The following is a 25242-nucleotide window of genomic DNA, read 5'->3' on the forward strand; positions in this document are numbered from 1 at the left end:
ATGCAAGAAAGCGCCGAGCTAAGGGATTCGATGATTCATTCCTCTGACCTACTCTTTAGGTTCGGGGACATGATGTCGAATCTAGGGTCAAGTTGTGTGCTAATTTGAGTATCCTCTCCTGAGCGATCTCATTTAGCGCTTCCAGAGGCGCTGCACTTCTCTTGTTGAGCAAGTTAGCCATTCCTCTTCATAAATAGATATAAGGTCAAAAGATCGGCTTTCAAGGGATCGGCTAAAAATATTATTAGGTCCCCTCTTCTATCGAGGTCACATTCTTGAAGCGAAGCGCTCCCGCAGCCCACTCGTATCCTCAGCCAATAAAAAAGCACCCCCCGAAGGCAGTGCTTTTAAAATTCTATCAAAAGAAATTTAGATTCGTTTTTTCGCAGTGGGATACGCTTTAGTTCTAGGAGAAGGCGCGCAGCATACAAATGTATGTGAGCACCTTCGACAACGAAATCAGCGTATCCAGCAAAGAAAAAATAATCTAAACGTCTAGGTTTGCTACTTTTAATGCGTTCTCTTCAATGAAGTTACGACGCGGCTCAACTTGGTCACCCATCAATGTCGTAAACAATTGGTCTGCACCTACGGCATCTTCAATCGTTACTTGCATCATACGGCGAGTTTCTGGATCCATCGTGGTTTCCCAAAGCTGATCTGGGTTCATCTCACCAAGACCTTTGTAGCGTTGTAGGCTTAGACCACGACGTGACTCTTTAATTAACCACTCTAGTGCATCAACAAAGCTTGCGATAGGCTGAGTACGCTCACCACGTTTGATGTAAGCACCCTCTTCAATCAGACCATCTAGTGCTTCTGATAGGGTTGCCAGTTTGCCGTACTCTTTCGAGTTCAGCAGGTCAGCACTTAGCGCGTAATCGTAAGTTACACCATGGGTACGTACGATGATTTTCGGTAGGTTAATACCAAGCTCAGCGTGTTGCTCAACTTCGAAGCTGTACTGACTTGCACCAACTTCTTTCGCGTTTAACTGCTCAACCAACTGCTTAGTCCAAGCTTCCACAGTTGCTGCATCTTGGCACTGTTCTGCCGTTAGACGCGGTACGTAGATTAGCTCATGCACTAGTGCACGTGGGTAACGGCGGCTCATGCGATCCACCAGCTTAATTGATGCGTTGTACTGCTGTACTAGCTTCTCTAGAGCTTCACCTGCTAGTGCTGGTGCTTCTGCATTTACATGTAGTGCAGCGTTGTCCAGAGCCAATGAAACTTGGTACTGGTTCATTGCATCTTCATCTTTAATGTACTGCTCTTGTTTGCCTTTCTTCACTTTGTATAGTGGTGGCTGAGCAATGTACACATAGCCGCGTTCAATCAGCTCTGGCATTTGGCGGTAGAAGAAGGTCAACAGTAGCGTACGAATGTGCGAACCATCGACGTCAGCATCGGTCATGATGATGATGTTGTGGTAACGCAATTTGTCTGGGTTGTACTCATCACGGCCGATACCACAACCAAGTGCGGTAATTAGCGTAGCCACCTCTTGAGAAGACAGCATTTTATCAAAACGTGCTTTCTCAACGTTTAGGATCTTACCTTTTAGTGGCAGGATAGCTTGATTCTTACGGTTACGACCTTGTTTTGCTGAACCACCCGCAGAGTCACCCTCCACTATGTATAGTTCAGACAGTGCAGGATCTTTTTCCTGACAGTCAGCAAGTTTGCCTGGTAGACCCGCAAGATCAAGTGCGCCTTTACGACGAGTCATTTCACGCGCTTTACGCGCCGCTTCACGTGCACGAGCAGCATCAATGATCTTCGAACAAACCATCTTAGCTTCTGACGGATGCTCCGCTAGAAACTCTGACAGTTTCTCACCCATGGTCGACTCAACAGCTGATTTCACTTCAGATGAAACCAACTTGTCTTTAGTTTGGCTTGAGAATTTTGGATCAGGCACTTTCACCGAGACAACCGCGGTTAGACCTTCACGCGCATCATCACCCGATGTTGCCGTCTTCGCTTTTTTCGAGAAGCCTTCTTTATCCATGAAAGTATTCAGTGTACGCGTTAGCGCTGCACGGAAACCTGCTAGGTGAGTACCACCATCGCGTTGTGGAATGTTGTTGGTGAAACAGTAGATGTTTTCTTGGAAACCATCGTTCCACTGCATTGCCACTTCTACAGAGATGCCATCATCACGTTCAGAGTTGAAGTGGAATACTTTCTCATGGATTGGTGTTTTGTTGGTGTTTAGGTGATTAACAAACGCTTGGATACCACCTTCATACATAAAGTGATCGTGTTTGTCTTCTTCACGCTCGTCAGCAAGCTTGATAGAAACACCTGAGTTTAGGAATGATAGCTCACGTAGGCGTTTCGCTAGGATGTCATAGTGGAACTCTACGTTAGTGAAAGTCTGGTCACTTGGCCAGAAACGAATCATGGTACCGGTTTTATCGGTATCACCCACAACCGCTAGTGGTGCTTGCGGCTCACCATGATGGTAAGTTTGGGTATGGATGTGACCACCACGATTGATAGTCAGTTCAACTTTCTCAGACAGAGCGTTTACAACCGAGACACCAACACCGTGTAGACCACCCGATACTTTGTACGAGTTGTCATCAAACTTACCACCCGCGTGCAGTACCGTCATGATAACTTCGGCTGCCGACACTTTCTCTTCCGGGTGCATCTCAGTTGGGATACCACGGCCATCATCACTAACAGAAACAGAGTTATCCTCATGGATTGTCACAATGATGTCTTTACAGTGACCTGCCAACGCTTCATCAATTGAGTTATCCACCACCTCAAAGACCATGTGGTGAAGACCGGTGCCGTCGTCCGTGTCGCCGATGTACATACCTGGGCGCTTACGAACAGCGTCCAGACCCTTCAGTACCTTAATACTCGATGAATCGTAATTTTCAGACATGAGTTATCTTCCGCTATTTATAGTTGCTCTATTGTGCCATGTTCCACATGGAACATCTTGCCTTTATCGTCGTACATATCGGCAATTTGACCCTCAGTAATAGAGCTTACAAAAACTTGAGCCCCCGTCTCTTTCAAGCAATCAGCAAGACGCTTGCGACGTTGACTATCTAATTCCGATGCAAAGTCATCAATTAAGTAAATGCATTGCTTTCCGGTCATTTCGGTAAGGAGTTGCCCTTGCGCCACGCGCAAAGCACACACCATCAGTTTTAACTGACCACGTGAAAGCACATCTTCTACTGGTGTACCATTCACTTTTATGCGCAAATCCGCTTTATTAGGCCCACTAAAGGTATAACCTAATGCTTGATCGCGTTCGAAGTTCTTTTCGAGGATTTGTTGATAAGGCGTGTCCTTATCCCACCCACGATAATACTTCAATTGGATATCAAATTCTGGCAAAAATTCGCGACAGAGTTGCTCGGCCTTGCTGTTCATCTGCTCAACGTAAAAAGCGCGCCATTGGCTAATGTTTTCAGCCAAACGAGCCATTTCTTGATCCCAATAGCTTAATTCTCGGTAGCTACGGGCAGTTTTTAATAAAGCGTTACGCTGTTTACTCAGCCGACGAAATCGTCCCCACGCATCATAAAAAGCCGATTCTGAGTGAAACACACCCCAATCAATAAATGCACGGCGATGTTTAGGACCGTCAGTCAACAAATCAAACCCTTCCGGGTGAATAAGTTGCAGTGGCAGAACTTGAGCCAGTTGCGCTAACTTTTGCCCAGATTGACCGCCTATTTTAACCTCTGTTGTGCCGTCACGCTGCTTATTAATCCCAATAGGTAGCTCAAATTGATCCGAGTTCAAAAAACGGCCATGAACAAACAGTTCATCACATTCATTTTGGATCACGCGTCCAGTTAAACTGCTTTTAAATGAACGCCCATGCCCCAATAAATAAATGGCTTCTAAGACGCTGGTCTTACCGCTACCGTTAGGACCAATAAGAAAGTTAAAGCCTGCTGATAGTTGGATATCACAGGCTTTAATATTGCGAAACTGCTTAATAATAAGGCGAGATAGCGGCATGCTAGAGTCGAATTGGCATCACCACATACAGAGCACTGTCATCATCGGCGTTTTCAATTAACGCACTGGCATTAGCATCTGACATGGAAATACGCACTTTTTCACAGCGCAACGTATTCAATACATCAAGAACATAACTTACGTTGAAGCCGATTTCGATCGCATCACCTTCAAAGCTCACATCCAACATCTCTTCCGCTTCTTCTTGCTCAGGGTTGTTGGCCGTAATACGCATCTCACTTTCTGCTAAGTTAACGCGTACACCACGGAATTTCTCGTTAGAAAGGATTGCTGCGCGTGAAAATGCTTGGCGCAGTTCATCACAATTTGCTTCCAACGTTTTAGTCGTACTCTGTGGCATTACGCGGCGGTAATCCGGGAAGCGGCCATCGACCAGTTTAGAGGTGAAAACAAAGTTATTTACTTCGGCTCGTACGTTGGAGCTACCTATCTGAAGCACCACTGGTTGCTCTGGTGCATCCAGCAGTTTCACCAATTCTTGTACCCCTTTACGCGGTACGATAATTTGCTTGTTTGCAAAGTCTGCGCCTAACGAGACCAAAGAAACCGCCATACGGTGGCCATCGGTTGAGACACTACGTAGTGTCGTACCATCAATTTCAAACAACATACCATTGAGGTAGTAACGTACGTCTTGGTTTGCCATAGAGAATTGCGTTTTCTCAATCAAACCACGCAGTTCAGCTTGAGTCAGTGATACTTCAACTTCACTTTGCCAATCTTCAATATTTGGGAAATCGTTCGCAGGTAGCGTCGCTAAAGAAAAACGGCTACGACCTGAGCGAACTTGTACGCGATCGCCTTCAAGTACGAAGGTGATCACTGAGTCGTCTGGTAGACCACGGCAGATATCAAGAAACTTACGTGATGGCACAGTGATGCTGCCCGCTTCGAAATCCCCTTCAAGGGTCACGCGGCTGATCAGCTCAACTTCCAAATCCGTTGCGGTCATTGATAAGGTGTTTTCTTCAACTTTAATCAATAAATTACCAAGAATTGGTAACGTAGGTCGGCCGCCCAAAGCACCCGACACTTGTTGAAGTGGTTTCAGTAGATGACTGCGTTCAATGGAAAATTTCATAATGCGCTCTTGTTTGAATTCTTGATGGCGTTTAGCTCTATAGCCAATACTAGCAACTGATAAGAATACAGCGAATTAAGAAGAAAGGGTACGAATCAAGTTCGAGTAATCTTCTTTAATATCGTGACTCTCTTCGCGCAGCTGCTCGATCTTACGACATGCATGCAATACTGTCGTATGATCACGACCACCAAACGCGTCGCCAATCTCTGGCAAACTGTGGTTGGTCAGCTCTTTTGCTAGTGCCATCGCCAACTGGCGAGGACGTGCAACGGAACGCGAACGACGTTTTGATAGCAGATCAGCCACTTTAATCTTGTAGTATTCCGCAACTGTCTTTTGAATATTATCAATCGTTACCAGCTTTTCTTGTAGAGCCAGTAGGTCACGTAGCGCTTCACGTACAAAATCAATCGTAATTGGACGACCGGTAAAATTCGCATTGGCAATTACGCGGTTTAATGCGCCTTCTAGCTCACGAACGTTAGAACGTAGACGCTTAGCAATAAAGAAAGCCACTTCATCCGCCAAATGAATTTGGTGATCTTCGGCTTTTTTCATCAAGATAGCGACGCGCGTTTCAAGCTCAGGTGGCTCGATCGCAACCGTCAAACCCCAACCAAAACGCGATTTCAAGCGATCTTCAACACCGCTGATCTCTTTTGGATAGCGATCCGAAGTCAAAATGATCTGTTGATTGCCCTCAAGCAGAGCATTGAAAGTATGGAAGAATTCTTCTTGAGAGCGCTCTTTATTGGCAAAGAACTGAATATCATCGATAAGCAACGCATCCACACTGCGGTAATAGCGTTTGAACTCTTCAATCGCGTTATTTTGCAGCGCTTTAACCATGTCTTGCACAAAACGCTCTGAGTGCATGTACACCACTTTTGCATTTGGCTTGTTATCGACGATCGCGTTACCCACCGCATGCAACAAGTGAGTTTTACCCAGACCTGTTCCACCATAAAGAAACAGTGGGTTGTATGCTGCACCAGGGTTATCCGCTACCTGACGCGCCGCTGCCAAACCCAATTGGTTTGATTTACCTTCAACAAAGTTATTGAACTTATGTTTTGGGTTCACGTTTGAGCGGTGGTTTATATTTGCCATCGCTTGCGCATCATCATCCCAAGTCTTATGCACAGGCTTACGCGCTTGCAGTTGTGCTGGCGCAGAAGATTCCGCCGCCACATCGGCTGGGGTGCGCTTAGGAGCCGGAGCAGGTGCTGCTACACGGCGACTACCGACCTCAAAACGAAGATTCGGAATATCGTTACCACAGTACTCTTGCAGCAGACGATTGATGCTATTGAGGTATTTATCACGCACCCAATCCAATACAAATCGGTTCGGCGCGAATAAAGTGAGTGTATTGTCATTAAGCTCCGCTTGTAACGGACGTACCCACATACTGAATTCTGTAGCTGGTAGCTCTTCTTGAAGCTGTTGCAGGCATTGCAACCAAAGCGAAGATGACACAGAGACCCCACTCGAGATAATTGATCGGAAAAGAGAACGGATTTTACCTGTTGATAACCAAGATCGCCAGCAAATGATCGATGATCCAGTGAATAAGATCTAAGTTATTCACAATTTTCTCGCAATTATTCGACGGATCATCACGCCCAATCCCAGTATTACCCACAAATTGATCCACATTTACCCGTTTATCCCTAGATCCACGCATTGGTGATAACTCTGTGCATGAAGTTATTTTTTCAAAGCTTATCCACAAGTAAATTCAACAGATATCGAAAAACAAGCCCCTACAAATAACAATCTTATTACTAAGCTATCTAGGTTATCACTCGAAGTTATTTATCTAAGCAGATTCTCATATGTAGTATTTGTAACCATAAATTTATGAGGATGTAATATGAAAAACTGGATAAAAACAACAATTGCTACTATCGCCCTCTCGACTGCTGCATTGCACGCTTCGGCTGAAACTGTGATTGATGAAGTAAAAGTGGGGATGTCCGGTCGTTACTTCCCATTCACGTTTGTAGAAAAGGATAAACTGCAAGGGTTTGAAGTCGATCTATGGGATGAAATTGGTAAACGTAATGGCTACCAAGTGGAGTATGTGACAGCCAACTTTTCAGGTCTATTCGGCTTATTAGAAACCGGTCGTATTGATACCATTTCGAACCAAATCACCATGACTGACGCGCGTAAAGCTAAGTACCTATTTGCTGACCCATACGTAGTGGATGGTGCTCAAATCACAGTACGCAAAGGGAATGATGAGATCCAAGATGTTACAGATCTCGCGGGTAAAACAGTGGCGGTAAACTTAGGTTCTAACTTCGAGCAACTATTGCGCCAATACGATAAAGACAATCAAATCAATATCAAAACTTACGATACCGGCATCGAACACGATGTCGCTTTAGGTCGCGCGGACGCCTTTGTGATGGATCGACTCTCAGCGCTAGAGTTAATCAAGAAAACCGGTCTACCACTGCAACTTGCTGGCGAACCCTTTGAAACCATTCAAAATGCTTGGCCTTTCTTAAACAATGCTCGCGGTCAACAGCTACAAACTGAAGTCAACCAAGCCCTGAGTGACATGCGCGCAGACGGCACGCTAAAAACCATCTCAGAAAAATGGTTCGGTGCCGACATTACTCACTAAGCTCTAATTATCATCCAACACAATAAAGGTGGAGTAACTCCACCTTTTCTTTTCTCTTTTAGGTAAGGTTTATGGGATTCGATTTTAACTACATGCTTGAGCTGATGCCGATCCTACTCAAGTATCTTGGCACCACCATGGAGATGGCATCGTGGGGGTTGGTATTTTCACTGATCTTAGCGGTCATTCTTGCCAATATTCGTGTTTTTCGTCTACCGGTGTTGGATCAACTTAGTCAGCTATACATCAGCTTCTTTCGTGGTACTCCCCTATTAGTTCAGTTGTTTTTGCTTTACTACGGCTTACCACAAGTCTTCCCAATAATGGTTGGGCTGGATGCCTTTAGCGCAGCGATTATCGGTTTAACCTTACATTTTGCCGCTTATATGGCGGAAAGTATTCGCGCCGCAATTATTGGTATTGATCGCAGCCAGATGGAAGCCAGTTTGTCTGTGGGTATGACCACCACCCAAGCTATGCGCCGCATTATTCTGCCGCAAGCAACCCGAGTCGCATTGCCATCATTGATGAACTATTTCATCGATATGATTAAATCGACCTCGTTGGCATTTACTCTAGGTGTGGCTGAAATCATGGCCAAAGCCCAAATGGAAGCCTCTTCGAGCTTTCGCTTCTTTGAAGCCTTCTTAGCGGTTGCACTCATTTACTGGGGCGTTGTCGTGATTCTAACTCGCGTGCAAATTTGGGCAGAACACAAACTAAATAAGGCGTACGTACGATGATCAAGTTAGATAATATTCACAAACGCTTTGGCAATAGCGAAGTACTTAAAGGCATTGATCTTGAAATTAAACAAGGTGAGATCATTGTGATTATCGGCTCTAGTGGTACCGGTAAATCGACGTTATTACGTTGTGTCAATTTTCTCGAGCAAGCCGACCAAGGTACGATAACCATTGATGATGTGAGTGTAGATAGCCAAAAACACACCAAAGCGGAAGTGTTGGCGCTGCGACGAAAAACCGGTTTTGTGTTTCAAAACTATGCCCTATTTGCTCATATGACCGCCAGACAAAACATCGCCGAGGGTTTAATCACAGTGCGTAACTGGAAAAAAGCCGATGCTCTCGCCCGTGCTCAGCAAATCCTTGATGATATTGGTCTAGGTGATAAAGGCGATAGCTATCCCGCGGCACTTTCTGGTGGACAACAACAACGTGTAGGAATTGGCCGTGCCATGGCATTGCAGCCAGAATTATTGTTATTTGATGAGCCAACATCAGCGTTAGATCCTGAATGGGTCGGAGAAGTGTTAAACCTAATGAAACACCTCGCCACTCAACATCAGACCATGCTGGTGGTGACTCATGAAATGCAATTTGCCAAAGAAGTCGCTGACCGAGTGATCTTCATGGCCGAGGGAAATATCGTCGAACAAGGATCGCCTGCGGAAATTTTCGACAATCCGCAAGATCCGAGACTGAAAAAGTTCCTCAATCAGGTAGGAGTTGAATAAAGATCCAACATAAGGATCGCTTGATCCTTGAGATTTTGCTCACACTACGTATAATCGCCCGACGCGGAATTTCATACACATGAGTCGTTGACACAATTTGTGAGTGTGATTACAATTCCGCCTCTTTGTTGAGAGGCGTCGGTTGTCCTCTTTATATATAAGAAGACTTTATGCCCACGCCGGGTTAACTAAAGAACCTAAAACTACTGATCAGTAAGGTAATTATCATGAAACGCACTTTTCAACCTACAGTTCTAAAGCGCAAGCGTACTCACGGCTTCCGTGCTCGCATGGCAACTAAGAACGGTCGTAAAGTAATTAATGCACGTCGTGCTAAAGGCCGTGCGCGCCTGTCAAAATAATAATTAATTTATTTTGAATACGTACGCGTTCAATCGGGAGTTACGCTTGTTAACTCCCGAGCATTATCAAAATGTCTTCAAGCAAGCTCATCGAGCGGGCTCACCTCATTTCACCATCATTGCACGCAATAATAACCTATCTCATCCTCGACTAGGTTTAGCTGTTCCTAAGAAGCAAATCAAAACTGCTGTCGGTCGCAACCGCTTTAAGCGTTTATCTCGCGAAAGTTTCCGTAATCATCAACATCAACTTCCTAACAAAGATTTTGTTGTAATTGCCAAGAAATCTGCGCAAGATTTAAGCAATGACGAAATGTTCAAATTGTTTGATAAGCTATGGCAACGACTGTCTCGCCCATCACGTGGCTAGCAATCGGTGTAGTCCGACTTTATCAAGGTCTCATTAGTCCGCTTATCGGACCACGTTGTCGTTTTCAACCAACATGCTCAACTTATGCCGTAGAAGCACTGAAAGCTCACGGTTTTGTAAAAGGGTGTTGGTTATCTGGCAAACGTCTATTAAAATGCCACCCTCTAAATGAAGGGGGCTTTGACCCCGTTCCACCAGTTCAAAAACACGACAGAGATAAATAACGATGGATTCTCAACGTAATATCCTGTTAATCGCCTTGGCTTTGGTCTCCTTCCTACTTTACCAGCAATGGAATGTAGCTAAGAATCCAGCTCCTCAAGCGATTGAACAGGCACAATCAAGCAGCTCCCTACCTGCACCATCTTTTGCCGATGAGCTAGACCCTGCGCCTGCTCAACAGGCAACAGCGAAAGCGATTACTGTAACAACGGATGTATTAACTCTGTCTATTGATACGGTTGGTGGTGACGTTGTTCAAGCTGACCTAAACCAATACACTGCTGAACTGGATTCACCAGAACTGTTTGAGCTACTAAAAAATGAACCGGGTCACCAGTTTATTGCTCAAAGTGGTCTAGTGGGCCCTCAAGGTGTCGATTTAAGCAGCACAAACCGTCCTCACTACACAGTAAGTGCTGACAGTTTCACGCTAGCGGAAGGTCAAGACGAACTGCGCGTTCCAATGACATTCTCAGCAAATGGTATCGAGTACACCAAAACTTTCATCTTAAAACGTGGCAGCTACGCGGTTGACGTTGAATACGATGTAGTGAACAACTCTGGTAACAACGCAACAGTTGGTATGTACGCACACCTACGTCAAAACGTAATGGATGACGGCGGCAGCATCACAATGCCAACTTACCGTGGCGGTGCTTACTCGACTGAAGATACCAAGTACAAAAAATACAGCTTCGAAGATATGCAAGATCGCAACCTGTCTATCAACTTGACTGACGGTCAAGGTTGGGCAGCGATGATCCAACACTACTTCGCAAGCGCGTGGATTCCACGTGATGAACCAGGTACAAACCTATACACTCGCGTCATTGGCAACCTAGCGGACATCGGTGTTCGTATGCCAAACAAAACTATCGCGAATGGTGAAACGGCAGAAATGACCGCAACACTATGGGTGGGTCCAAAACTTCAAGGTCAAATGGCGGAAGTAGCACCACACCTAGACCTAGTAGTGGATTACGGTTGGTTATGGTTTATTGCAAAACCACTTCACACTCTACTTTCATTTATCCAAAGCTTTGTGGGTAACTGGGGTGTTGCGATCATCTGTTTGACCTTCATCGTTCGTGGTGCAATGTACCCACTAACGAAAGCGCAATACACGTCAATGGCGAAAATGCGTATGCTTCAGCCTAAGCTACAAGCAATGCGTGAGCGTATCGGTGATGACCGTCAACGCATGAGCCAAGAGATGATGGAACTGTACAAGAAAGAGAAAGTAAACCCACTAGGTGGCTGTTTACCTCTTATCCTACAGATGCCTATTTTCATCGCGCTATACTGGGCACTAATGGAATCAGTTGAGCTTCGTCATTCACCATTCTTTGGTTGGATTCACGACCTATCAGCGCAAGACCCATACTACATCTTGCCTATCCTGATGGGTGCATCGATGTTTATGATCCAGAAGATGAGCCCAACAACCGTTACTGACCCGATGCAACAGAAGATCATGACCTTCATGCCGGTTATGTTTACCTTCTTCTTCCTGTTCTTCCCGTCAGGTCTAGTACTGTACTGGTTGGTATCGAACATCGTAACGCTAATCCAGCAGACACTTATCTACAAGTCTCTGGAGAAGAAAGGCTTACATACTAAGTAAGTTTGATTCGAAAACAAAGGCGACCAAAAGGTCGCCTTTTTTATTGGAGCTGATTACAATTCAGCTAATCGCATTATTTAGCTCAATAGAGCCACTCAATCATAGGCACACTCTTTATGACTACAGATACCATTGTCGCCCAAGCTACTGCACCCGGTCGTGGCGGTGTCGGTATTATCCGCGTCTCAGGTCCGCTAGCAGAAAAAGTTGCGCTAGAAGTGACAGGTAAGACTCTTCGTCCACGTTACGCAGAATACCTACCATTTAGTGACGAAGCAGGTAATCAGCTAGACCAAGGCATCGCCCTTTACTTCCCTAACCCGCACTCATTCACTGGTGAAGATGTACTTGAGCTGCAAGGTCATGGTGGTCCCGTTGTGATGGATATGCTGATCAAGCGTATTCTAAAAATTGACGGTATTCGTACCGCACGCCCAGGGGAGTTCTCAGAGCGTGCCTTCTTAAACGATAAGCTCGATTTAGCCCAAGCAGAAGCGATTGCTGACTTGATTGATGCCAGTTCAGAAGAAGCAGCAAAATCAGCGCTACAGTCGCTGCAAGGCGCATTCTCACAACGCATTAATACGCTGGTTGAATCGTTAATTCATCTACGTATCTACGTTGAAGCTGCGATTGATTTCCCAGAGGAAGAGATCGATTTTCTTGCCGACGGCAAAGTATCAGCAGACTTACAAGCTATCATCGATAACCTGAGCGCAGTACGCAAAGAAGCCAACCAAGGTGCGATCATGCGTGAAGGCATGAAAGTCGTCATTGCCGGTCGCCCGAATGCAGGTAAATCGAGCCTACTTAATGCCCTATCAGGTAAAGAGTCAGCGATTGTGACCGATATTGCAGGCACTACTCGCGACGTACTGCGTGAGCACATTCATATTGATGGCATGCCACTACACATCATCGATACAGCAGGCCTACGTGATGCCTCTGATGAAGTAGAAAAAATTGGTATCGAACGTGCTTGGGATGAAATTTCACAAGCAGACCGCGTACTCTTTATGGTTGATGGCACCACCACAGATGCCACCGATCCTAAAGATATTTGGCCTGACTTCGTCGATCGCCTGCCGGATAATATCGGCATGACCGTGATCCGCAACAAAGCCGATCAAACGGGCGAAGAGTTGGGCATTTGTCACGTGAATTCGCCAACCTTAATTCGTCTTTCAGCAAAAACAGGTGAAGGTGTTGATGCACTGCGCAGCCACTTAAAAGAGTGCATGGGCTTTGCTGGTGGTCATGAAGGTGGCTTCATGGCGCGTAGACGCCACCTAGAAGCATTGGAGCGAGCCTCTGAGCATCTTGATATCGGTCAGCAGCAACTCGAGGGCTACATGGCTGGAGAAATCTTGGCAGAAGAGCTACGCATTGCTCAGCAGCACCTCAACGAGATTACCGGTGAGTTTAGCTCTGATGACCTACTCGGCCGTATCTTCTCTTCTTTCTGTATCGGCAAATAATCATTAAACGCGCGCCATCGGTGCGCGTTTTTGTATCTATTTAAAAAATCCAAGCAATAGAATCAGTGAGGGATCAAAACAATATGATTCATATCATTACAGGCAGTACCTTAGGTGGTGCAGAATACGTCGGTGATCACCTAAGCGATCTGTTGGTCGAAAAAGGCTTAGAAACCACGATCCACAATCAACCCAATCTAACTGAGATCGACAACCAAGGTACTTGGTTGATCATCACATCGACCCATGGTGCGGGGGAATACCCTGATAACATCAAGCCGTTTATCCAGACGCTACAAGATACGCCGCCAAAGATGGCCGACGTGAAATATGCCGTCATCGCCATTGGTGATTCGAGCTACGATACCTTCTGTGCAGCCGGAAAGCATGCCTACGATCTACTGGAAGATATCGGTGGAACCCCGATTTGTGACCTATTAACCATCGATATATTGGCACATGCCGTTCCGGAAGATGCCGCAGAAGAGTGGTTACAAGTTCATATTGAACGTTTATAGAGCCACTTTTTGCTTAAAACACAGTGAAAAAATAAGATCGTCATTCAATTAGGTCAGCTTTGCTGGCCTATTTTTTTGCCTTGTGGATAGAGTTGCTCGCAAAAACCAAGTTCATTTGCCTAAAAAACACCCAATCAGTCTGTGCATAACTCGGGGTTTATCCGGTGATTAACCTATAGTTATCCCAATAACAACTTTGATCCAAACTTACCCCTGTGAATAAGTGCCAATTTTGATCCCAGCTAATCCTCGATCTGATCAAGGTAAGATCACATGATATGATCCGAATAAGATCCATGATCTTGTTGATCATTTTTAAGTTATCCACAGAGATCGTCGATCCTAATAATAGATCTAATAAAAGATCATATATATAGATCTTATATATATTTAGTTTGCCCCTCTAAACTTAAAAAGTACAAAAGCGTTTTTCTCTCTACTAGAAAGCAGGTAGAATATCGCTCTTTTTTATCTGTCCGACTTTTCTTGAATACCAGAGGTCAGTTCATGCTTTATCACGAAAACTTTGACGTCATTGTGGTTGGTGGCGGTCACGCAGGAACGGAAGCCGCACTCGCATCAGCGCGTACAGGGCAAAAAACCCTCTTATTGACTCATAACATTGACACATTAGGTCAAATGTCATGTAACCCAGCGATTGGTGGCATCGGCAAAGGGCATCTAGTGAAAGAAGTGGATGCTATGGGTGGCTTAATGGCACAAGCCATTGATCATGCTGGTATTCAATTTCGAACATTGAATGCTTCTAAAGGTCCTGCAGTACGAGCGACTCGTGCCCAAGCAGACCGAGCACTATACAAAGCCTTTGTGCGTGACGTACTAGAGAACACACCAAATCTGACACTTTTCCAGCAAGCAGTAGATGATCTGATTGTTGAAAATGATCGTGCAGTAGGTGTGGTTACTCAAATGGGTCTTAAATTCCGCGCCAAAGCGGTTGTATTGACCGTTGGTACCTTCCTTGGGGGCAAGATTCACATTGGGATGGAAAGTTCGTCAGGTGGCCGCGCAGGCGATCCTCCATCGATCGCACTAGCAAATCGTCTACGTGAATTACCACTGCGTGTGGATCGTTTAAAAACGGGAACACCACCACGTATCGATGCCAACAGTGTTGATTTCTCAGTACTCGAAGCGCAACACGGTGATAATCCAACACCTGTGTTCTCGTTTATGGGCAATCGTAGTCAACATCCGCGTCAGATCCCGTGTTTTATTACTCATACCAATGAGCGTACGCACGATGTGATCCGCAACAACCTTGATCGTAGTCCAATGTATGCGGGCGTAATCGAAGGTATTGGTCCACGTTACTGCCCATCGATTGAAGATAAGGTGATGCGTTTTGCGGATAAAAACAGCCACCAGATCTTTATCGAACCAGAAGGTCTCACCACCACAGAACTTTACCCGAATGGTATTTCCACCAGCTTACCGTTTGATGTGCAGGTGCAGATCGTTCGTTCAATGAAAGGTTTTGAAAACGCGCATATCGTGCGCCCTGGCTACGCAATTGAGTATGATTTCTTTGATCCTCGCGATTTGAAGCAAACTTACGAAAACAAATTTATTGCTGGCTTGTTCTTTGCTGGTCAAATCAACGGTACTACCGGTTACGAAGAAGCGGCTGCACAAGGTCTTATGGCGGGTCTAAACGCAAGTTTGTACAGCCAAGATAAAGAAGGTTGGAGCCCTCGCCGTGACCAAGCGTACGTCGGCGTGCTTATCGACGACCTATCGACTATGGGTACCAAAGAACCATACCGTATGTTTACTTCTCGTGCGGAATACCGTTTGTTGCTGCGTGAAGATAACGCTGATCTACGTTTGACGGAAAAAGCGCGCGAGCTCGGTTTGATTGATGATGTGCGTTGGGCACGTTTCAACGAGAAAATCGATAACATCGAAAAAGAGCGTCAACGCCTGAAAGAGACTTGGATGAATCCAAAATCGACCGGTATTGATGAGCTAAATGCTTTGCTGAAAGCTCCAATGGCGCGCGAAGCCAGTGGTGAAGATCTTCTGCGTCGTCCGGAGATCACTTATACACAGTTAACTCAATTAGCGGCATTCCAACCTGCTCTAGAAGATCAACAAGCCGCTGAGCAAGTTGAAATTCAAGTGAAGTACGAAGGCTATATCAAGCGTCAGCAAGATGAAATTGAGAAGTCGCTGCGACATGAAAACACCAAGCTGCCCGCTGATCTTGATTACAAACAAGTTAGTGGTCTATCTAATGAAGTGGTGTTAAAGCTGACTGAAGCGAAACCGGAATCAATTGGCATCGCATCACGTATTTCTGGTATTACACCTGCGGCGATCTCTATCCTGTTGGTTCACCTGAAGAAACAAGGTCTACTGAAAAAGGGTGAGGAAGCCTAATGTCTGTCTTACGTCAAAAATTGGATGAGTTGATTGCACAAACTGATCTCGACGTCTCTGAGCGTCAACGCGAACAGTTGGTGGGTTATGTTGAACTGCTTAATAAGTGGAACAAAGCGTACAACCTGACTTCAGTGCGCGATCCAATTGAAATGTTGGTGAAACACATCCTCGATAGCATCATCATTAGCACTCACCTTGAAGGTGAGCGCTTTATTGACGTTGGTACTGGCCCTGGTTTGCCTGGTATTCCTCTGGCAATTATGAACCCAGACAAAGACTTCCATTTACTCGATAGCTTGGGTAAACGTATTCGCTTTATCAAGCAAGTGATTCACGAGCTGAAAATTGAAAACGTGACCCCGATTCAAAGTCGAGTTGAAGAGTATCAACTCGAAGACAAATTTGATGGTGTACTAAGTAGAGCATTTGCCTCGATGGTCGATATGGTTGAATGGTGTCACCACTTACCAAAAGATCACACCGGACGCTTTTTGGCGCTCAAGGGGCAATTATCACAGAATGAGATTGCTGAATTGCCAGAGTGGTGTTGTGTGACCGATATCAAATCTTTGCAAGTTCCTCAATTGGAAGGCGAGCGTCATCTAGTAATCTTATCGCGCAAGGAATAATAGCGAGGTAGATCGTGGGAAAAATTGTAGCCATTGCCAACCAGAAAGGCGGTGTTGGAAAAACAACGACTTGTATTAATTTAGCTGCGTCTATGGCCGCAACTAAACGCAAGGTACTGGTTATTGATCTGGACCCACAGGGTAACGCAACCATGGCAAGTGGTGTCGACAAATATCAAGTTGATGCCACTGCATACGAGCTTTTGGTGGAAGATGTCGCGTTTCATGATGTGGTGATCACTAAGACCACTGGGCATTATGACCTAATTGCTGCCAATGGTGATGTAACTGCTGCTGAGATTAAACTGATGGAAGTGTTTGCGCGTGAGATACGCCTAAAGCAAGCGCTTGCGTCGGTTCGCGATAACTATGATTTCATCTTTATAGATTGTCCTCCTTCTCTAAACCTTCTTACAATCAATGCCATGGCCGCAGCAGATTCTGTGTTAGTGCCAATGCAGTGTGAGTATTTTGCACTAGAAGGTTTAACTGCGTTAATGGATACCATTAGCAAGCTAGCCGCTGTTGTTAACGAGAATCTCAAGATTGAAGGGTTATTGCGCACCATGTATGACCCTCGAAACCGGCTTTCCAATGAAGTATCCGATCAATTGAAAAAGCACTTTGGAACCAAGGTGTACCGCACTGTTATTCCTCGCAATGTTCGCTTAGCAGAAGCGCCAAGTCATGGTAAGCCTGCTATGTACTACGACAAACATTCCGCAGGCGCTAAAGCTTATCTAGCCTTAGCGGGTGAAATGCTTCGTCGTGAAGAAGTACCTGCTTAACACTAACTAATAGGAACTGAATTCATGTCTAAACGTGGTTTAGGTAAAGGGCTTGATGCGCTTCTTTCAACCAGTTCGTTGGCGCGTGAACGCCAGCAGACAGTGAATTTGAGTCAAGAACTGTCTAGTAATGGTCAGTTAACTGAACTTGGCATCAATCTTTTACGACCAGGTGTTTATCAGCCACGTAAAGATATTGAGCCAGAAGCACTTGAAGAGTTGGCTGCATCGATTGAATCGCAAGGCATTATCCAGCCTATCGTGGTACGTCAGGTCGATCACGACAAGTTTGAGATCATTGCAGGTGAGCGTCGTTGGCGTGCTGCCCGCAAAGCAGGCTTAAGCCAAGTGCCTTGTTTGGTGAAAAAAGTCGAAGATCGCGCGGCGATCGCTATGGCATTGATCGAAAATATTCAGCGTGAAGATCTGAACGTGATCGAAGAGGCTCAGGCGCTAGAACGTCTGCAGCACGAGTTTTCTTTGACTCATCAGCAAGTGGCTGAGGTGATTGGTAAGTCTCGAGCAAGCGTAAGTAACATCTTGCGTTTGAATCAACTGGAAGACGACGTAAAAAAATTGGTGGTTCAAAAGCAACTAGAAATGGGCCACGCACGAGCATTGATTGTGCTAGAAGGTGAACAACAAGTCGAAGTTGCGACTCAGGTCGCAGCGAAGCAAATGACGGTTCGCCAAACTGAGCAGCTAGTGAAAAAGTGCCTAAAGCCAGTAGTTGAGTCGAAAAACGTGCCAGAGGATGCTGAAACTCAACAAATGTCACAAAAATTGAGTGAAATCTTAGGGGCAAAAGTTGCGATTACACGTTCCGCGACAGGTAAGGCAAAAGTGACAATAAATGTTGATGAACCTCAAAAATTGGCGCAATTAATTGCCAAGTTGCAGAGCTAAGTGAGATAATTGATCTTCATCAAATTTTATAAAACATGATTTTTATGTAAAAGTTGTAGGTTTGTAAACAGAATTGTAACTTTTTGCGGTGTTTCCATTGCATTCAATTCGACTGACCGTATAATTTTTGCCAATTTCCCAGCACAAGGTTGTTATTGCTGTGGATATTACTAGAGGTATGAATACATGGTAGCGGCGTTAGCTAGACCTGGACGAGAGCTTGCTAAGCAATTGTTAATGATCCAGCTTGGCGCGGTTACGTTAGTGGCAGCGGGAATGGCTGGCACTGTGAGTATTGAATGGGGAATTTCTGCATTGGTTGGTGGCGGCATTTGTGTCCTAGCTAACGCGGTCTTTGCTTTATGTGCCTTCATGTTCAGTGGAGCACGTGCAGCAAAGAAAGTCGCTGCATCCTTTTACACGGGTGAAGTGCTTAAAATCCTAATCACAGTCGCTCTATTCTCGCTTGTCTACATGTATACACAGGTGGAACTTGTTCCCCTAAAACTAACCTATTTACTGGCTCTAGGAGTTAATATCTGTGCGCCAGTGCTTTTCATTAACAACAAAAAATAGGATGAGTTATGGCTGCGCCAGGTGAAGCGCTAACACAATCCGGATATATTGCTCACCACCTTTCAAACCTTTCTTTTGGAAAGTTTGGCTGGGTGGAAGAAGCAAGTTTCTGGAACGTACATATCGATAGCCTGTTTTTTTCTTGGTTTACTGGTTTAATTTTCCTAGGAATTTTTTACAAAGTAGCAAAGAAAGCAACAGTAGGTGTACCGGGTAAGCTTCAGTGTGCTGTAGAAATGATCGTTGAATTTGTCGCAGAAAACGTCAAAGACACGTTCCATGGACGCAACCCTCTGATAGCGCCTTTAGCACTAACTATCTTTTGTTGGGTATTTTTAATGAACGTGATGGACTTAGTTCCGATCGATTTCTTACCTTACCCAGCAGAGCATTGGCTCGGAATCCCTTACTTGAAAGTGGTACCGTCTGCTGATGTAAACATCACCATGGCTATGGCACTAGGCGTATTCGCTCTGATGATCTACTACAGCATCAAAGTGAAAGGTCTAGGTGGCTTTGCAAAGGAATTAGCATTACATCCGTTTAATCACCCTGTAATGATTCCGTTTAACCTACTGATTGAAGTGGTATCGCTCCTTGCGAAACCTCTATCACTTGGTATGCGTCTATTCGGTAACATGTTTGCAGGTGAGGTTGTATTCATTCTTTGTGCGGCAATGCTACCATGGTACTTACAATGGATGGGTTCACTACCGTGGGCAATCTTCCATATCTTGGTTATTACGATTCAAGCCTTCGTGTTTATGATGTTGACAATTGTTTACCTGTCAATGGCTCACGAAGACAGTGATCATTAATTTTTTTAAGCTTTTTATTTGGGCACTAAGCCAACAACTATAAATTGGAGATAGTAATGGAAACTTTACTGAGCTTTTCTGCAATCGCCGTAGGTATTATCGTCGGTCTTGCTTCTCTTGGTACAGCGATTGGTTTCGCACTTCTAGGTGGTAAATTCCTTGAAGGTGCAGCACGTCAACCAGAAATGGCTCCTATGCTACAAGTTAAGATGTTCATCATCGCGGGTCTACTTGATGCGGTTCCAATGATCGGTATCGTAATCGCGCTACTGTTCACTTTCGCAAACCCATTCGTTGGTCAACTAGGTTAATCACTTATTGCCAAGGGCAAGCCACACGGTTTGCCATTGATTAACACTAAGTCCAAATAGAGGGGTAGCTGTTGTGAATATGAACGCAACTCTGCTAGGTCAAGCAATCTCGTTCGCACTATTCGTGTGGTTCTGCATGAAGTATGTATGGCCACCATTGATGAATGCGATTGAAGAGCGTCAGAAGAAAATTGCTGACGGTCTACAAGCGGCAGAACGAGCTTCAAAAGACTTGGACCTAGCACAAGCCAACGCTTCTGATCAGTTGAAAGAAGCGAAGCGCACAGCATCTGAGATCATTGAGCAAGCTAATAAGCGTAAAGCTCAAATTCTAGATGAAGCTCGCGAGGAAGCTCAGGTTGAACGCCAGAACATCCTTAATCAAGCTGATGCTGAACTAGAAGCAGAACGCAACCGCGCACGTGATGAACTGCGCAAACAAGTTGCAACTCTGGCTGTAGCTGGTGCTGAGAAAATCCTTGAGCGTACTATCGATAAAGATGCGCACAAAGATATTCTCGACAACATTACTGCAAAACTTTAAGTCTGGGGGCGCATATGTCTGATTTGACTACTATCGCACGCCCCTATGCTAAAGCAGCATTCGACTTTGCAGTTGAAAAAGAGCAATTGGAACAATGGGGACAAATGCTCTCTTTCGCTGCTGAAGTAGCCCAAAATGCACAAGTTAAAGAGCTTTTATCAAGCTCAATGTCTGCCGATAAGTTGGCAGAGATTTTTGTCGCAATTTGTGGTGAACAAGTAGATGCCCATGGTCAAAACCTGTTAAAGGTGATGGCTGAGAATGGTCGATTAAAGGCCCTTCCTGATGTAAGTGAGCAATTCTTCTTTTTGAAGAAAGAACATGAGAAAGAGATCGACGTTGAAGTTATTTCAGCAACAGAACTTTCTGATGAACAGCTAGCGAATATCGGTGGCAAACTTGAGCAGCGCCTAGCGCGTAAAGTGAAGCTGAATTGCAGTGTAGACGAAGCCCTACTTGGTGGGGTAATAATTCGAGCCGGAGACCTAGTCATCGATGACTCAGCGCGTGGTCGTTTGAACCGCCTGAGCGATGCATTGCAGTCTTAATGGGGATTGGAGCATGCAACTTAATTCCACGGAAATTAGCGATCTGATCAAACAACGTATCGAGTCTTTCGAAGTTGTTAGTGAAGCTCGCAACGAGGGTACTATCGTATCGGTAAGCGATGGTATCATCCGCATTCACGGCCTAGCGGACGTGATGCAAGGTGAAATGATTGAATTACCGGGTGGCCGTTATGCACTAGCACTTAACCTTGAGCGTGACTCGGTTGGTGCGGTTGTAATGGGCCCATATGCTGACCTTAAGGAAGGCATGAAAGTTACAGGTACTGGTCGCATTCTTGAAGTGCCAGTAGGTCCAGAACTACTAGGTCGCGTAGTGAACACGCTAGGTGAACCTATCGATGGTAAAGGTCCAATCGAAGCTAAATTGACTTCGCCTGTAGAAGTGATTGCACCAGGTGTAATCGACCGTAAATCGGTTGACCAACCTGTACAAACTGGTTACAAGTCAGTTGACTCAATGATCCCAATCGGTCGTGGTCAGCGTGAACTTGTTATCGGTGACCGCCAAACTGGTAAAACAGCAATGGCGATCGATGCGATCATCAACCAGAAAAACTCTGGTATTTTCTCAATCTACGTAGCAATTGGTCAGAAAGCTTCTACCATCGCTAACGTAGTACGCAAACTAGAAGAACATGGCGCACTAGCGAACACTATCGTTGTTGTGGCATCAGCTTCTGAGTCTGCTGCACTGCAATACCTAGCGCCTTACGCTGGTTGTGCAATGGGTGAATACTTCCGCGATCGCGGCGAAGACGCACTGATTGTTTACGATGATCTATCTAAGCAAGCAGTAGCTTACCGTCAGATCTCTCTACTACTTAAACGTCCACCAGGCCGTGAGGCATTCCCAGGTGACGTATTCTACCTTCACTCGCGTCTACTAGAGCGTGCAGCTCGTGTAAACGAAGAGTACGTAGAGCGTTTCACTAACGGTGAAGTGAAAGGTAAGACTGGTTCTTTGACTGCTCTTCCTATCATCGAAACTCAAGCAGGTGACGTTTCAGCATTCGTACCGACTAACGTAATCTCGATTACTGATGGTCAGATCTTCCTACAAACTGAGCTATTCAACGCGGGTGTACGCCCAGCGGTTGACCCTGGTATCTCAGTATCTCGTGTAGGTGGTTCGGCACAGACGAAAATCATCAAGAAGCTATCTGGCGGTATTCGTACTGCACTAGCTCAGTACCGTGAACTAGCGGCATTCGCACAGTTCTCGTCTGACCTTGATGACGCAACGAAGAAACAGCTAGACCACGGTCAAAAAGTTACTGAGCTAATGAAACAGAAGCAATACGTTCCATTCTCAGTATTTGATCAAGCACTAGTTATCTTCGCGGCAGAGCGCGGTTACCTAGCAGATGTTGAAATCAGCAAACTGCTAGATTTTGAAGCGGCTCTACTATCGTATGCTCGCGGTCAATACGCTGAACTTGCAGCTGAGATCGACAAGACGGGTGCTTACAACGATGAAATCGAAGCTCAGTTGAAGAAACTGACTGACGACTTCAAAGCAACCCAAACTTGGTAATAGGTCGGTGGCAGTAATGCCACCAACTAATGGAGAGTAACGATGGCCGGCGCAAAAGAGATACGTAATAAAATCGGTAGTGTTAAAAGCACGCAGAAAATTACGAAAGCGATGGAAATGGTAGCAGCTTCAAAAATGCGTCGTTCTCAAGATGCAATGGAAGCTTCTCGTCCATACGCTGAAACAATGCGTAAAGTGATCGGTCATGTGGCTAATGCAAATCTAGAGTACCGTCATCCGTACCTAGAAGAGCGTGAAGCTAAGCGTGTTGGTTACATCATCGTTTCTACAGACCGTGGCCTGTGTGGCGGCTTGAACATTAACGTGTTCAAAAAAGCCCTAGTTGATATGCAGGCTTGGAAAGAGAAAGGTGCTGAAGTTGAACTTGCGTTAGTGGGTTCTAAAGCAACTGGCTTTTTCAAAAGCAGTGGCGCGAAAGTAGCCGCTCAGGTTTCTGGTCTGGGTGATAGCCCAAGCCTTGAAGACCTTATCGGTTCTGTAAGCGTAATGCTGAAGAAATACGATGAAGGTGAACTGGATCGTTTATATGTGGTTTTCAACAAGTTTGTGAACACCATGATTCAGGAACCAACGATCGATCAATTGCTACCTTTGCCTAAATCGGACAGCGAAGAGATGCAGCGTGAGCACTCATGGGACTACATCTATGAGCCTGAGCCAAAGCCTCTATTGGACACACTTCTAGTGCGTTACGTAGAGTCTCAGGTTTACCAAGGTGTAGTAGAAAACCTTGCTTGTGAGCAAGCGGCCCGAATGATTGCGATGAAAGCTGCAACGGATAACGCGAGCGACCTGATTGAAGATTTAGAGCTTGTGTACAACAAAGCCCGTCAGGCTGCGATTACACAAGAACTTTCGGAAATCGTTGGCGGCGCTGCTGCGGTTTAAGTTTAGGTAAAACGAAATAGTTTAGAGGATTAACGATGGCTACAGGTAAGATCGTACAGATCATCGGTGCGGTAGTCGACGTAGAGTTCCCACAGAGCGATGTACCTAGTGTATATGACGCTCTAAACGTAACGGACTCAAAAGAACGTCTAGTTCTTGAAGTTCAGCAACAGCTAGGCGGTGGCATAGTTCGTTGTATCGTTATGGGTAGCTCAGATGGTTTACGTCGCGGAGTAGAAGTTGTAAACACTGGCGCTCCAATTTCAGTACCAGTAGGTACTAAAACCCTAGGTCGTATCATGAACGTTCTAGGTGACGCGATTGATGAGCGTGGCGAAATCGGTGCGGAAGAGGTTTACTCTATCCACCGTGAAGCGCCAAGCTACGAAGAACAATCGAACGAAACAGCACTTCTAGAAACTGGTGTTAAAGTAATCGACTTGATTTGTCCATTCGCTAAAGGTGGTAAAATCGGTCTATTCGGTGGTGCAGGTGTAGGTAAGACCGTTAACATGATGGAACTTATCAACAACATCGCACTACAACACTCAGGTCTATCTGTGTTTGCAGGTGTTGGTGAGCGTACTCGTGAAGGTAACGACTTCTACTTTGAAATGCAGGAAGCAGGTGTTGTAAACATCGAAAAACCTGAAGAATCAAAAGTAGCAATGGTTTACGGTCAGATGAACGAGCCACCAGGCAACCGTCTACGTGTTGCACTGACGGGTCTAACGATGGCAGAACGTTTCCGTGACGAAGGTCGTGACGTACTACTGTTTATCGATAACATCTACCGTTACACACTTGCAGGTACGGAAGTATCAGCACTGCTAGGTCGTATGCCATCAGCAGTAGGTTACCAGCCTACACTAGCTGAAGAAATGGGTGTACTACAGGAGCGTATCACGTCAACTAAGCAAGGTTCTATCACGTCTGTACAGGCGGTATACGTACCTGCGGATGACTTGACTGACCCGTCTCCAGCAACAACGTTCGCGCACTTGGATGCAACGGTTGTACTTAACCGTAACATCGCAGCAATGGGTCTATACCCAGCGATCGACCCACTAGATTCTACATCTCGTATGCTAGATCCATTGGTTGTTGGTCAAGAGCACTACGACACAGCTCGTGGCGTTCAGCAAACTCTTCAGCGCTACAAAGAGCTGAAAGATATCATTGCGATTCTAGGTATGGACGAGCTATCTGAAGCAGATAAGCAAGTTGTATCTCGTGCACGTAAGATTGAACGTTTCCTAACTCAGCCTTACCACGTAGCAGAAGTATTTACAGGTGACCCAGGCGTATACGTACCTCTTAAAGAGACTCTACGTGGCTTTAAAGGTCTACTAGCTGGTGAATACGATGACATTCCAGAGCAAGCGTTCATGTACTGCGGTACTATCGACGATGCTATCGAGAATGCTAAGAAGCTATAAGGCTAACTAGGAGGCGA

General features: G+C 45.4%; 25 protein-coding genes. 21 read left to right on the forward strand and 4 right to left on the reverse strand.

What is annotated here, in order from left to right:
- Positions 1 to 487: 487 nt before the first annotated feature.
- From gyrB to dnaA, 4 genes are all read right to left on the reverse strand, one after another.
- On the reverse strand, positions 488 to 2905 hold the full coding sequence (gene gyrB / locus IRQ95_RS12895) for a DNA topoisomerase (ATP-hydrolyzing) subunit B (RefSeq protein WP_194437316.1): 2418 nt from the start codon (positions 2903 to 2905) through the stop codon (positions 488 to 490).
- 17 nt (positions 2906 to 2922) lie between these two features.
- Entirely contained in the window at positions 2923 to 4002 is a 1080-nt protein-coding gene (gene recF, locus IRQ95_RS12900; protein WP_194437317.1) for a DNA replication/repair protein RecF, read from the reverse strand.
- A gap of 1 nt (position 4003) precedes the next feature.
- Entirely contained in the window at positions 4004 to 5104 is a 1101-nt protein-coding gene (gene dnaN, locus IRQ95_RS12905; protein WP_194437318.1) for a DNA polymerase III subunit beta, read from the reverse strand.
- Positions 5105 to 5179: 75 nt separating this feature from the next.
- On the reverse strand, positions 5180 to 6586 hold the full coding sequence (gene dnaA, locus IRQ95_RS12910) for a chromosomal replication initiator protein DnaA (protein ID WP_194437319.1): 1407 nt from the start codon (positions 6584 to 6586) through the stop codon (positions 5180 to 5182).
- A gap of 397 nt (positions 6587 to 6983) precedes the next feature.
- Between dnaA and IRQ95_RS12915 the strand changes: the two genes are divergently transcribed.
- The 21 genes from IRQ95_RS12915 (at position 6984) to atpD (ending at position 25225) form a co-directional block, all read left to right on the forward strand.
- On the forward strand, positions 6984 to 7745 hold the full coding sequence (locus IRQ95_RS12915) for an amino acid ABC transporter substrate-binding protein (protein ID WP_194437320.1): 762 nt from the start codon (positions 6984 to 6986) through the stop codon (positions 7743 to 7745).
- 71 nt (positions 7746 to 7816) lie between these two features.
- Positions 7817 to 8488 (forward strand): amino acid ABC transporter permease, encoded by a 672-nt coding sequence (locus IRQ95_RS12920; protein ID WP_194437321.1) that lies wholly within the window; start codon positions 7817 to 7819, stop codon positions 8486 to 8488.
- Entirely contained in the window at positions 8485 to 9222 is a 738-nt protein-coding gene (locus tag IRQ95_RS12925; RefSeq protein ID WP_194437322.1) for an amino acid ABC transporter ATP-binding protein, read from the forward strand. The genes IRQ95_RS12920 and IRQ95_RS12925 overlap by 4 nt, the downstream gene beginning before the upstream one ends.
- A 227-nt stretch (positions 9223 to 9449) precedes the next feature.
- Positions 9450 to 9584: a 50S ribosomal protein L34 gene (gene rpmH / locus IRQ95_RS12930; protein WP_005378825.1), complete on the forward strand. Its 135-nt coding sequence runs from the start codon at positions 9450 to 9452 to the stop codon at positions 9582 to 9584.
- Positions 9585 to 9630: 46 nt separating this feature from the next.
- On the forward strand, positions 9631 to 9954 hold the full coding sequence (gene rnpA, locus IRQ95_RS12935) for a ribonuclease P protein component (protein WP_232060479.1): 324 nt from the start codon (positions 9631 to 9633) through the stop codon (positions 9952 to 9954).
- Positions 9921 to 10178, forward strand: a complete 258-nt coding sequence (gene yidD, locus IRQ95_RS12940; protein WP_075648154.1) for a membrane protein insertion efficiency factor YidD — start codon at positions 9921 to 9923, stop codon at positions 10176 to 10178. Before rnpA ends, yidD begins: the two co-directional genes overlap by 34 nt.
- Before the next feature lie 2 nt (positions 10179 to 10180).
- Positions 10181 to 11800, forward strand: a complete 1620-nt coding sequence (gene yidC / locus IRQ95_RS12945; RefSeq protein WP_194437323.1) for a membrane protein insertase YidC — start codon at positions 10181 to 10183, stop codon at positions 11798 to 11800.
- 116 nt (positions 11801 to 11916) lie between these two features.
- Positions 11917 to 13278, forward strand: coding sequence for a tRNA uridine-5-carboxymethylaminomethyl(34) synthesis GTPase MnmE (mnmE, locus tag IRQ95_RS12950; protein ID WP_194437324.1), 1362 nt, complete (start codon positions 11917 to 11919; stop codon positions 13276 to 13278).
- Positions 13279 to 13361: 83 nt separating this feature from the next.
- Positions 13362 to 13796, forward strand: a complete 435-nt coding sequence (gene mioC, locus IRQ95_RS12955; protein ID WP_194437325.1) for an FMN-binding protein MioC — start codon at positions 13362 to 13364, stop codon at positions 13794 to 13796.
- A gap of 507 nt (positions 13797 to 14303) precedes the next feature.
- Positions 14304 to 16199, forward strand: coding sequence for a tRNA uridine-5-carboxymethylaminomethyl(34) synthesis enzyme MnmG (gene mnmG / locus IRQ95_RS12960; RefSeq protein WP_194437326.1), 1896 nt, complete (start codon positions 14304 to 14306; stop codon positions 16197 to 16199).
- Complete coding sequence (gene rsmG / locus IRQ95_RS12965; protein ID WP_194437327.1) at positions 16199 to 16831, forward strand: 16S rRNA (guanine(527)-N(7))-methyltransferase RsmG; 633 nt, start codon at positions 16199 to 16201, stop codon at positions 16829 to 16831. Before mnmG ends, rsmG begins: the two co-directional genes overlap by 1 nt.
- Positions 16832 to 16845: 14 nt before the next feature.
- Positions 16846 to 17619, forward strand: a complete 774-nt coding sequence (locus IRQ95_RS12970; RefSeq protein ID WP_194437328.1) for an AAA family ATPase — start codon at positions 16846 to 16848, stop codon at positions 17617 to 17619.
- 24 nt (positions 17620 to 17643) lie between these two features.
- A complete protein-coding gene (locus IRQ95_RS12975) occupies positions 17644 to 18525 on the forward strand; it encodes a ParB/RepB/Spo0J family partition protein (protein ID WP_194437329.1) in 882 nt (293 codons plus the stop codon).
- Between the two features lie 186 nt (positions 18526 to 18711).
- The gene (locus IRQ95_RS12980; protein ID WP_194437330.1) at positions 18712 to 19101 is read left to right on the forward strand and encodes a F0F1 ATP synthase subunit I; all 390 of its coding nucleotides are present in this window, start codon (positions 18712 to 18714) and stop codon (positions 19099 to 19101) included.
- A gap of 8 nt (positions 19102 to 19109) precedes the next feature.
- A complete protein-coding gene (gene atpB, locus IRQ95_RS12985; protein WP_075648145.1) occupies positions 19110 to 19919 on the forward strand; it encodes a F0F1 ATP synthase subunit A in 810 nt (269 codons plus the stop codon).
- 56 nt (positions 19920 to 19975) lie between these two features.
- Positions 19976 to 20230 (forward strand): F0F1 ATP synthase subunit C, encoded by a 255-nt coding sequence (atpE, locus tag IRQ95_RS12990; RefSeq protein WP_002540812.1) that lies wholly within the window; start codon positions 19976 to 19978, stop codon positions 20228 to 20230.
- 73 nt (positions 20231 to 20303) lie between these two features.
- Positions 20304 to 20774 carry a F0F1 ATP synthase subunit B gene (atpF, locus tag IRQ95_RS12995; RefSeq protein ID WP_194437331.1) on the forward strand — a complete coding sequence of 157 codons (471 nt, stop codon included), beginning with the start codon at positions 20304 to 20306 and terminating at the stop codon, positions 20772 to 20774.
- Between the two features lie 14 nt (positions 20775 to 20788).
- Positions 20789 to 21322 (forward strand): F0F1 ATP synthase subunit delta, encoded by a 534-nt coding sequence (gene atpH, locus IRQ95_RS13000; protein ID WP_075648143.1) that lies wholly within the window; start codon positions 20789 to 20791, stop codon positions 21320 to 21322.
- Positions 21323 to 21335: 13 nt separating this feature from the next.
- Entirely contained in the window at positions 21336 to 22877 is a 1542-nt protein-coding gene (atpA, locus tag IRQ95_RS13005) for a F0F1 ATP synthase subunit alpha (RefSeq protein WP_194437332.1), read from the forward strand.
- Positions 22878 to 22919: 42 nt separating this feature from the next.
- Positions 22920 to 23786: a F0F1 ATP synthase subunit gamma gene (gene atpG, locus IRQ95_RS13010; protein ID WP_194437333.1), complete on the forward strand. Its 867-nt coding sequence runs from the start codon at positions 22920 to 22922 to the stop codon at positions 23784 to 23786.
- A 35-nt stretch (positions 23787 to 23821) separates the two neighbouring features.
- On the forward strand, positions 23822 to 25225 hold the full coding sequence (gene atpD, locus IRQ95_RS13015; protein ID WP_075648140.1) for a F0F1 ATP synthase subunit beta: 1404 nt from the start codon (positions 23822 to 23824) through the stop codon (positions 25223 to 25225).
- Positions 25226 to 25242 lie beyond the last annotated feature (17 nt).

Origin of the sequence: Vibrio fluminensis (genome assembly GCF_015278125.1) — a bacterium.
In the GTDB taxonomy this organism is placed as follows: Bacteria; Pseudomonadota; Gammaproteobacteria; order Enterobacterales; family Vibrionaceae; genus Vibrio; species Vibrio fluminensis.

Excerpts from the sequence above, each read along its gene's own strand:
- gyrB (WP_194437316.1), bottom strand. The coding sequence starts at position 2,905 with ATGTCTGAAAATTACGATTCATCGAGTATTAAGGTACTGAAGGGTCTG.
- recF (WP_194437317.1), bottom strand. The coding sequence starts at position 4,002 with ATGCCGCTATCTCGCCTTATTATTAAGCAGTTTCGCAATATTAAAGCC.
- dnaN (WP_194437318.1), bottom strand. The coding sequence starts at position 5,104 with ATGAAATTTTCCATTGAACGCAGTCATCTACTGAAACCACTTCAACAA.
- IRQ95_RS12915 (WP_194437320.1), top strand. The coding sequence starts at position 6,984 with ATGAAAAACTGGATAAAAACAACAATTGCTACTATCGCCCTCTCGACT.
- IRQ95_RS12920 (WP_194437321.1), top strand. The coding sequence starts at position 7,817 with ATGGGATTCGATTTTAACTACATGCTTGAGCTGATGCCGATCCTACTC.
- IRQ95_RS12925 (WP_194437322.1), top strand. The coding sequence starts at position 8,485 with ATGATCAAGTTAGATAATATTCACAAACGCTTTGGCAATAGCGAAGTA.
- rpmH (WP_005378825.1), top strand. The coding sequence starts at position 9,450 with ATGAAACGCACTTTTCAACCTACAGTTCTAAAGCGCAAGCGTACTCAC.
- yidD (WP_075648154.1), top strand. The coding sequence starts at position 9,921 with ATGGCAACGACTGTCTCGCCCATCACGTGGCTAGCAATCGGTGTAGTC.
- yidC (WP_194437323.1), top strand. The coding sequence starts at position 10,181 with ATGGATTCTCAACGTAATATCCTGTTAATCGCCTTGGCTTTGGTCTCC.
- mnmE (WP_194437324.1), top strand. The coding sequence starts at position 11,917 with ATGACTACAGATACCATTGTCGCCCAAGCTACTGCACCCGGTCGTGGC.
- mioC (WP_194437325.1), top strand. The coding sequence starts at position 13,362 with ATGATTCATATCATTACAGGCAGTACCTTAGGTGGTGCAGAATACGTC.
- mnmG (WP_194437326.1), top strand. The coding sequence starts at position 14,304 with ATGCTTTATCACGAAAACTTTGACGTCATTGTGGTTGGTGGCGGTCAC.
- rsmG (WP_194437327.1), top strand. The coding sequence starts at position 16,199 with ATGTCTGTCTTACGTCAAAAATTGGATGAGTTGATTGCACAAACTGAT.
- IRQ95_RS12975 (WP_194437329.1), top strand. The coding sequence starts at position 17,644 with ATGTCTAAACGTGGTTTAGGTAAAGGGCTTGATGCGCTTCTTTCAACC.
- IRQ95_RS12980 (WP_194437330.1), top strand. The coding sequence starts at position 18,712 with ATGGTAGCGGCGTTAGCTAGACCTGGACGAGAGCTTGCTAAGCAATTG.
- atpB (WP_075648145.1), top strand. The coding sequence starts at position 19,110 with ATGGCTGCGCCAGGTGAAGCGCTAACACAATCCGGATATATTGCTCAC.
- atpE (WP_002540812.1), top strand. The coding sequence starts at position 19,976 with ATGGAAACTTTACTGAGCTTTTCTGCAATCGCCGTAGGTATTATCGTC.
- atpH (WP_075648143.1), top strand. The coding sequence starts at position 20,789 with ATGTCTGATTTGACTACTATCGCACGCCCCTATGCTAAAGCAGCATTC.
- atpA (WP_194437332.1), top strand. The coding sequence starts at position 21,336 with ATGCAACTTAATTCCACGGAAATTAGCGATCTGATCAAACAACGTATC.
- atpG (WP_194437333.1), top strand. The coding sequence starts at position 22,920 with ATGGCCGGCGCAAAAGAGATACGTAATAAAATCGGTAGTGTTAAAAGC.
- atpD (WP_075648140.1), top strand. The coding sequence starts at position 23,822 with ATGGCTACAGGTAAGATCGTACAGATCATCGGTGCGGTAGTCGACGTA.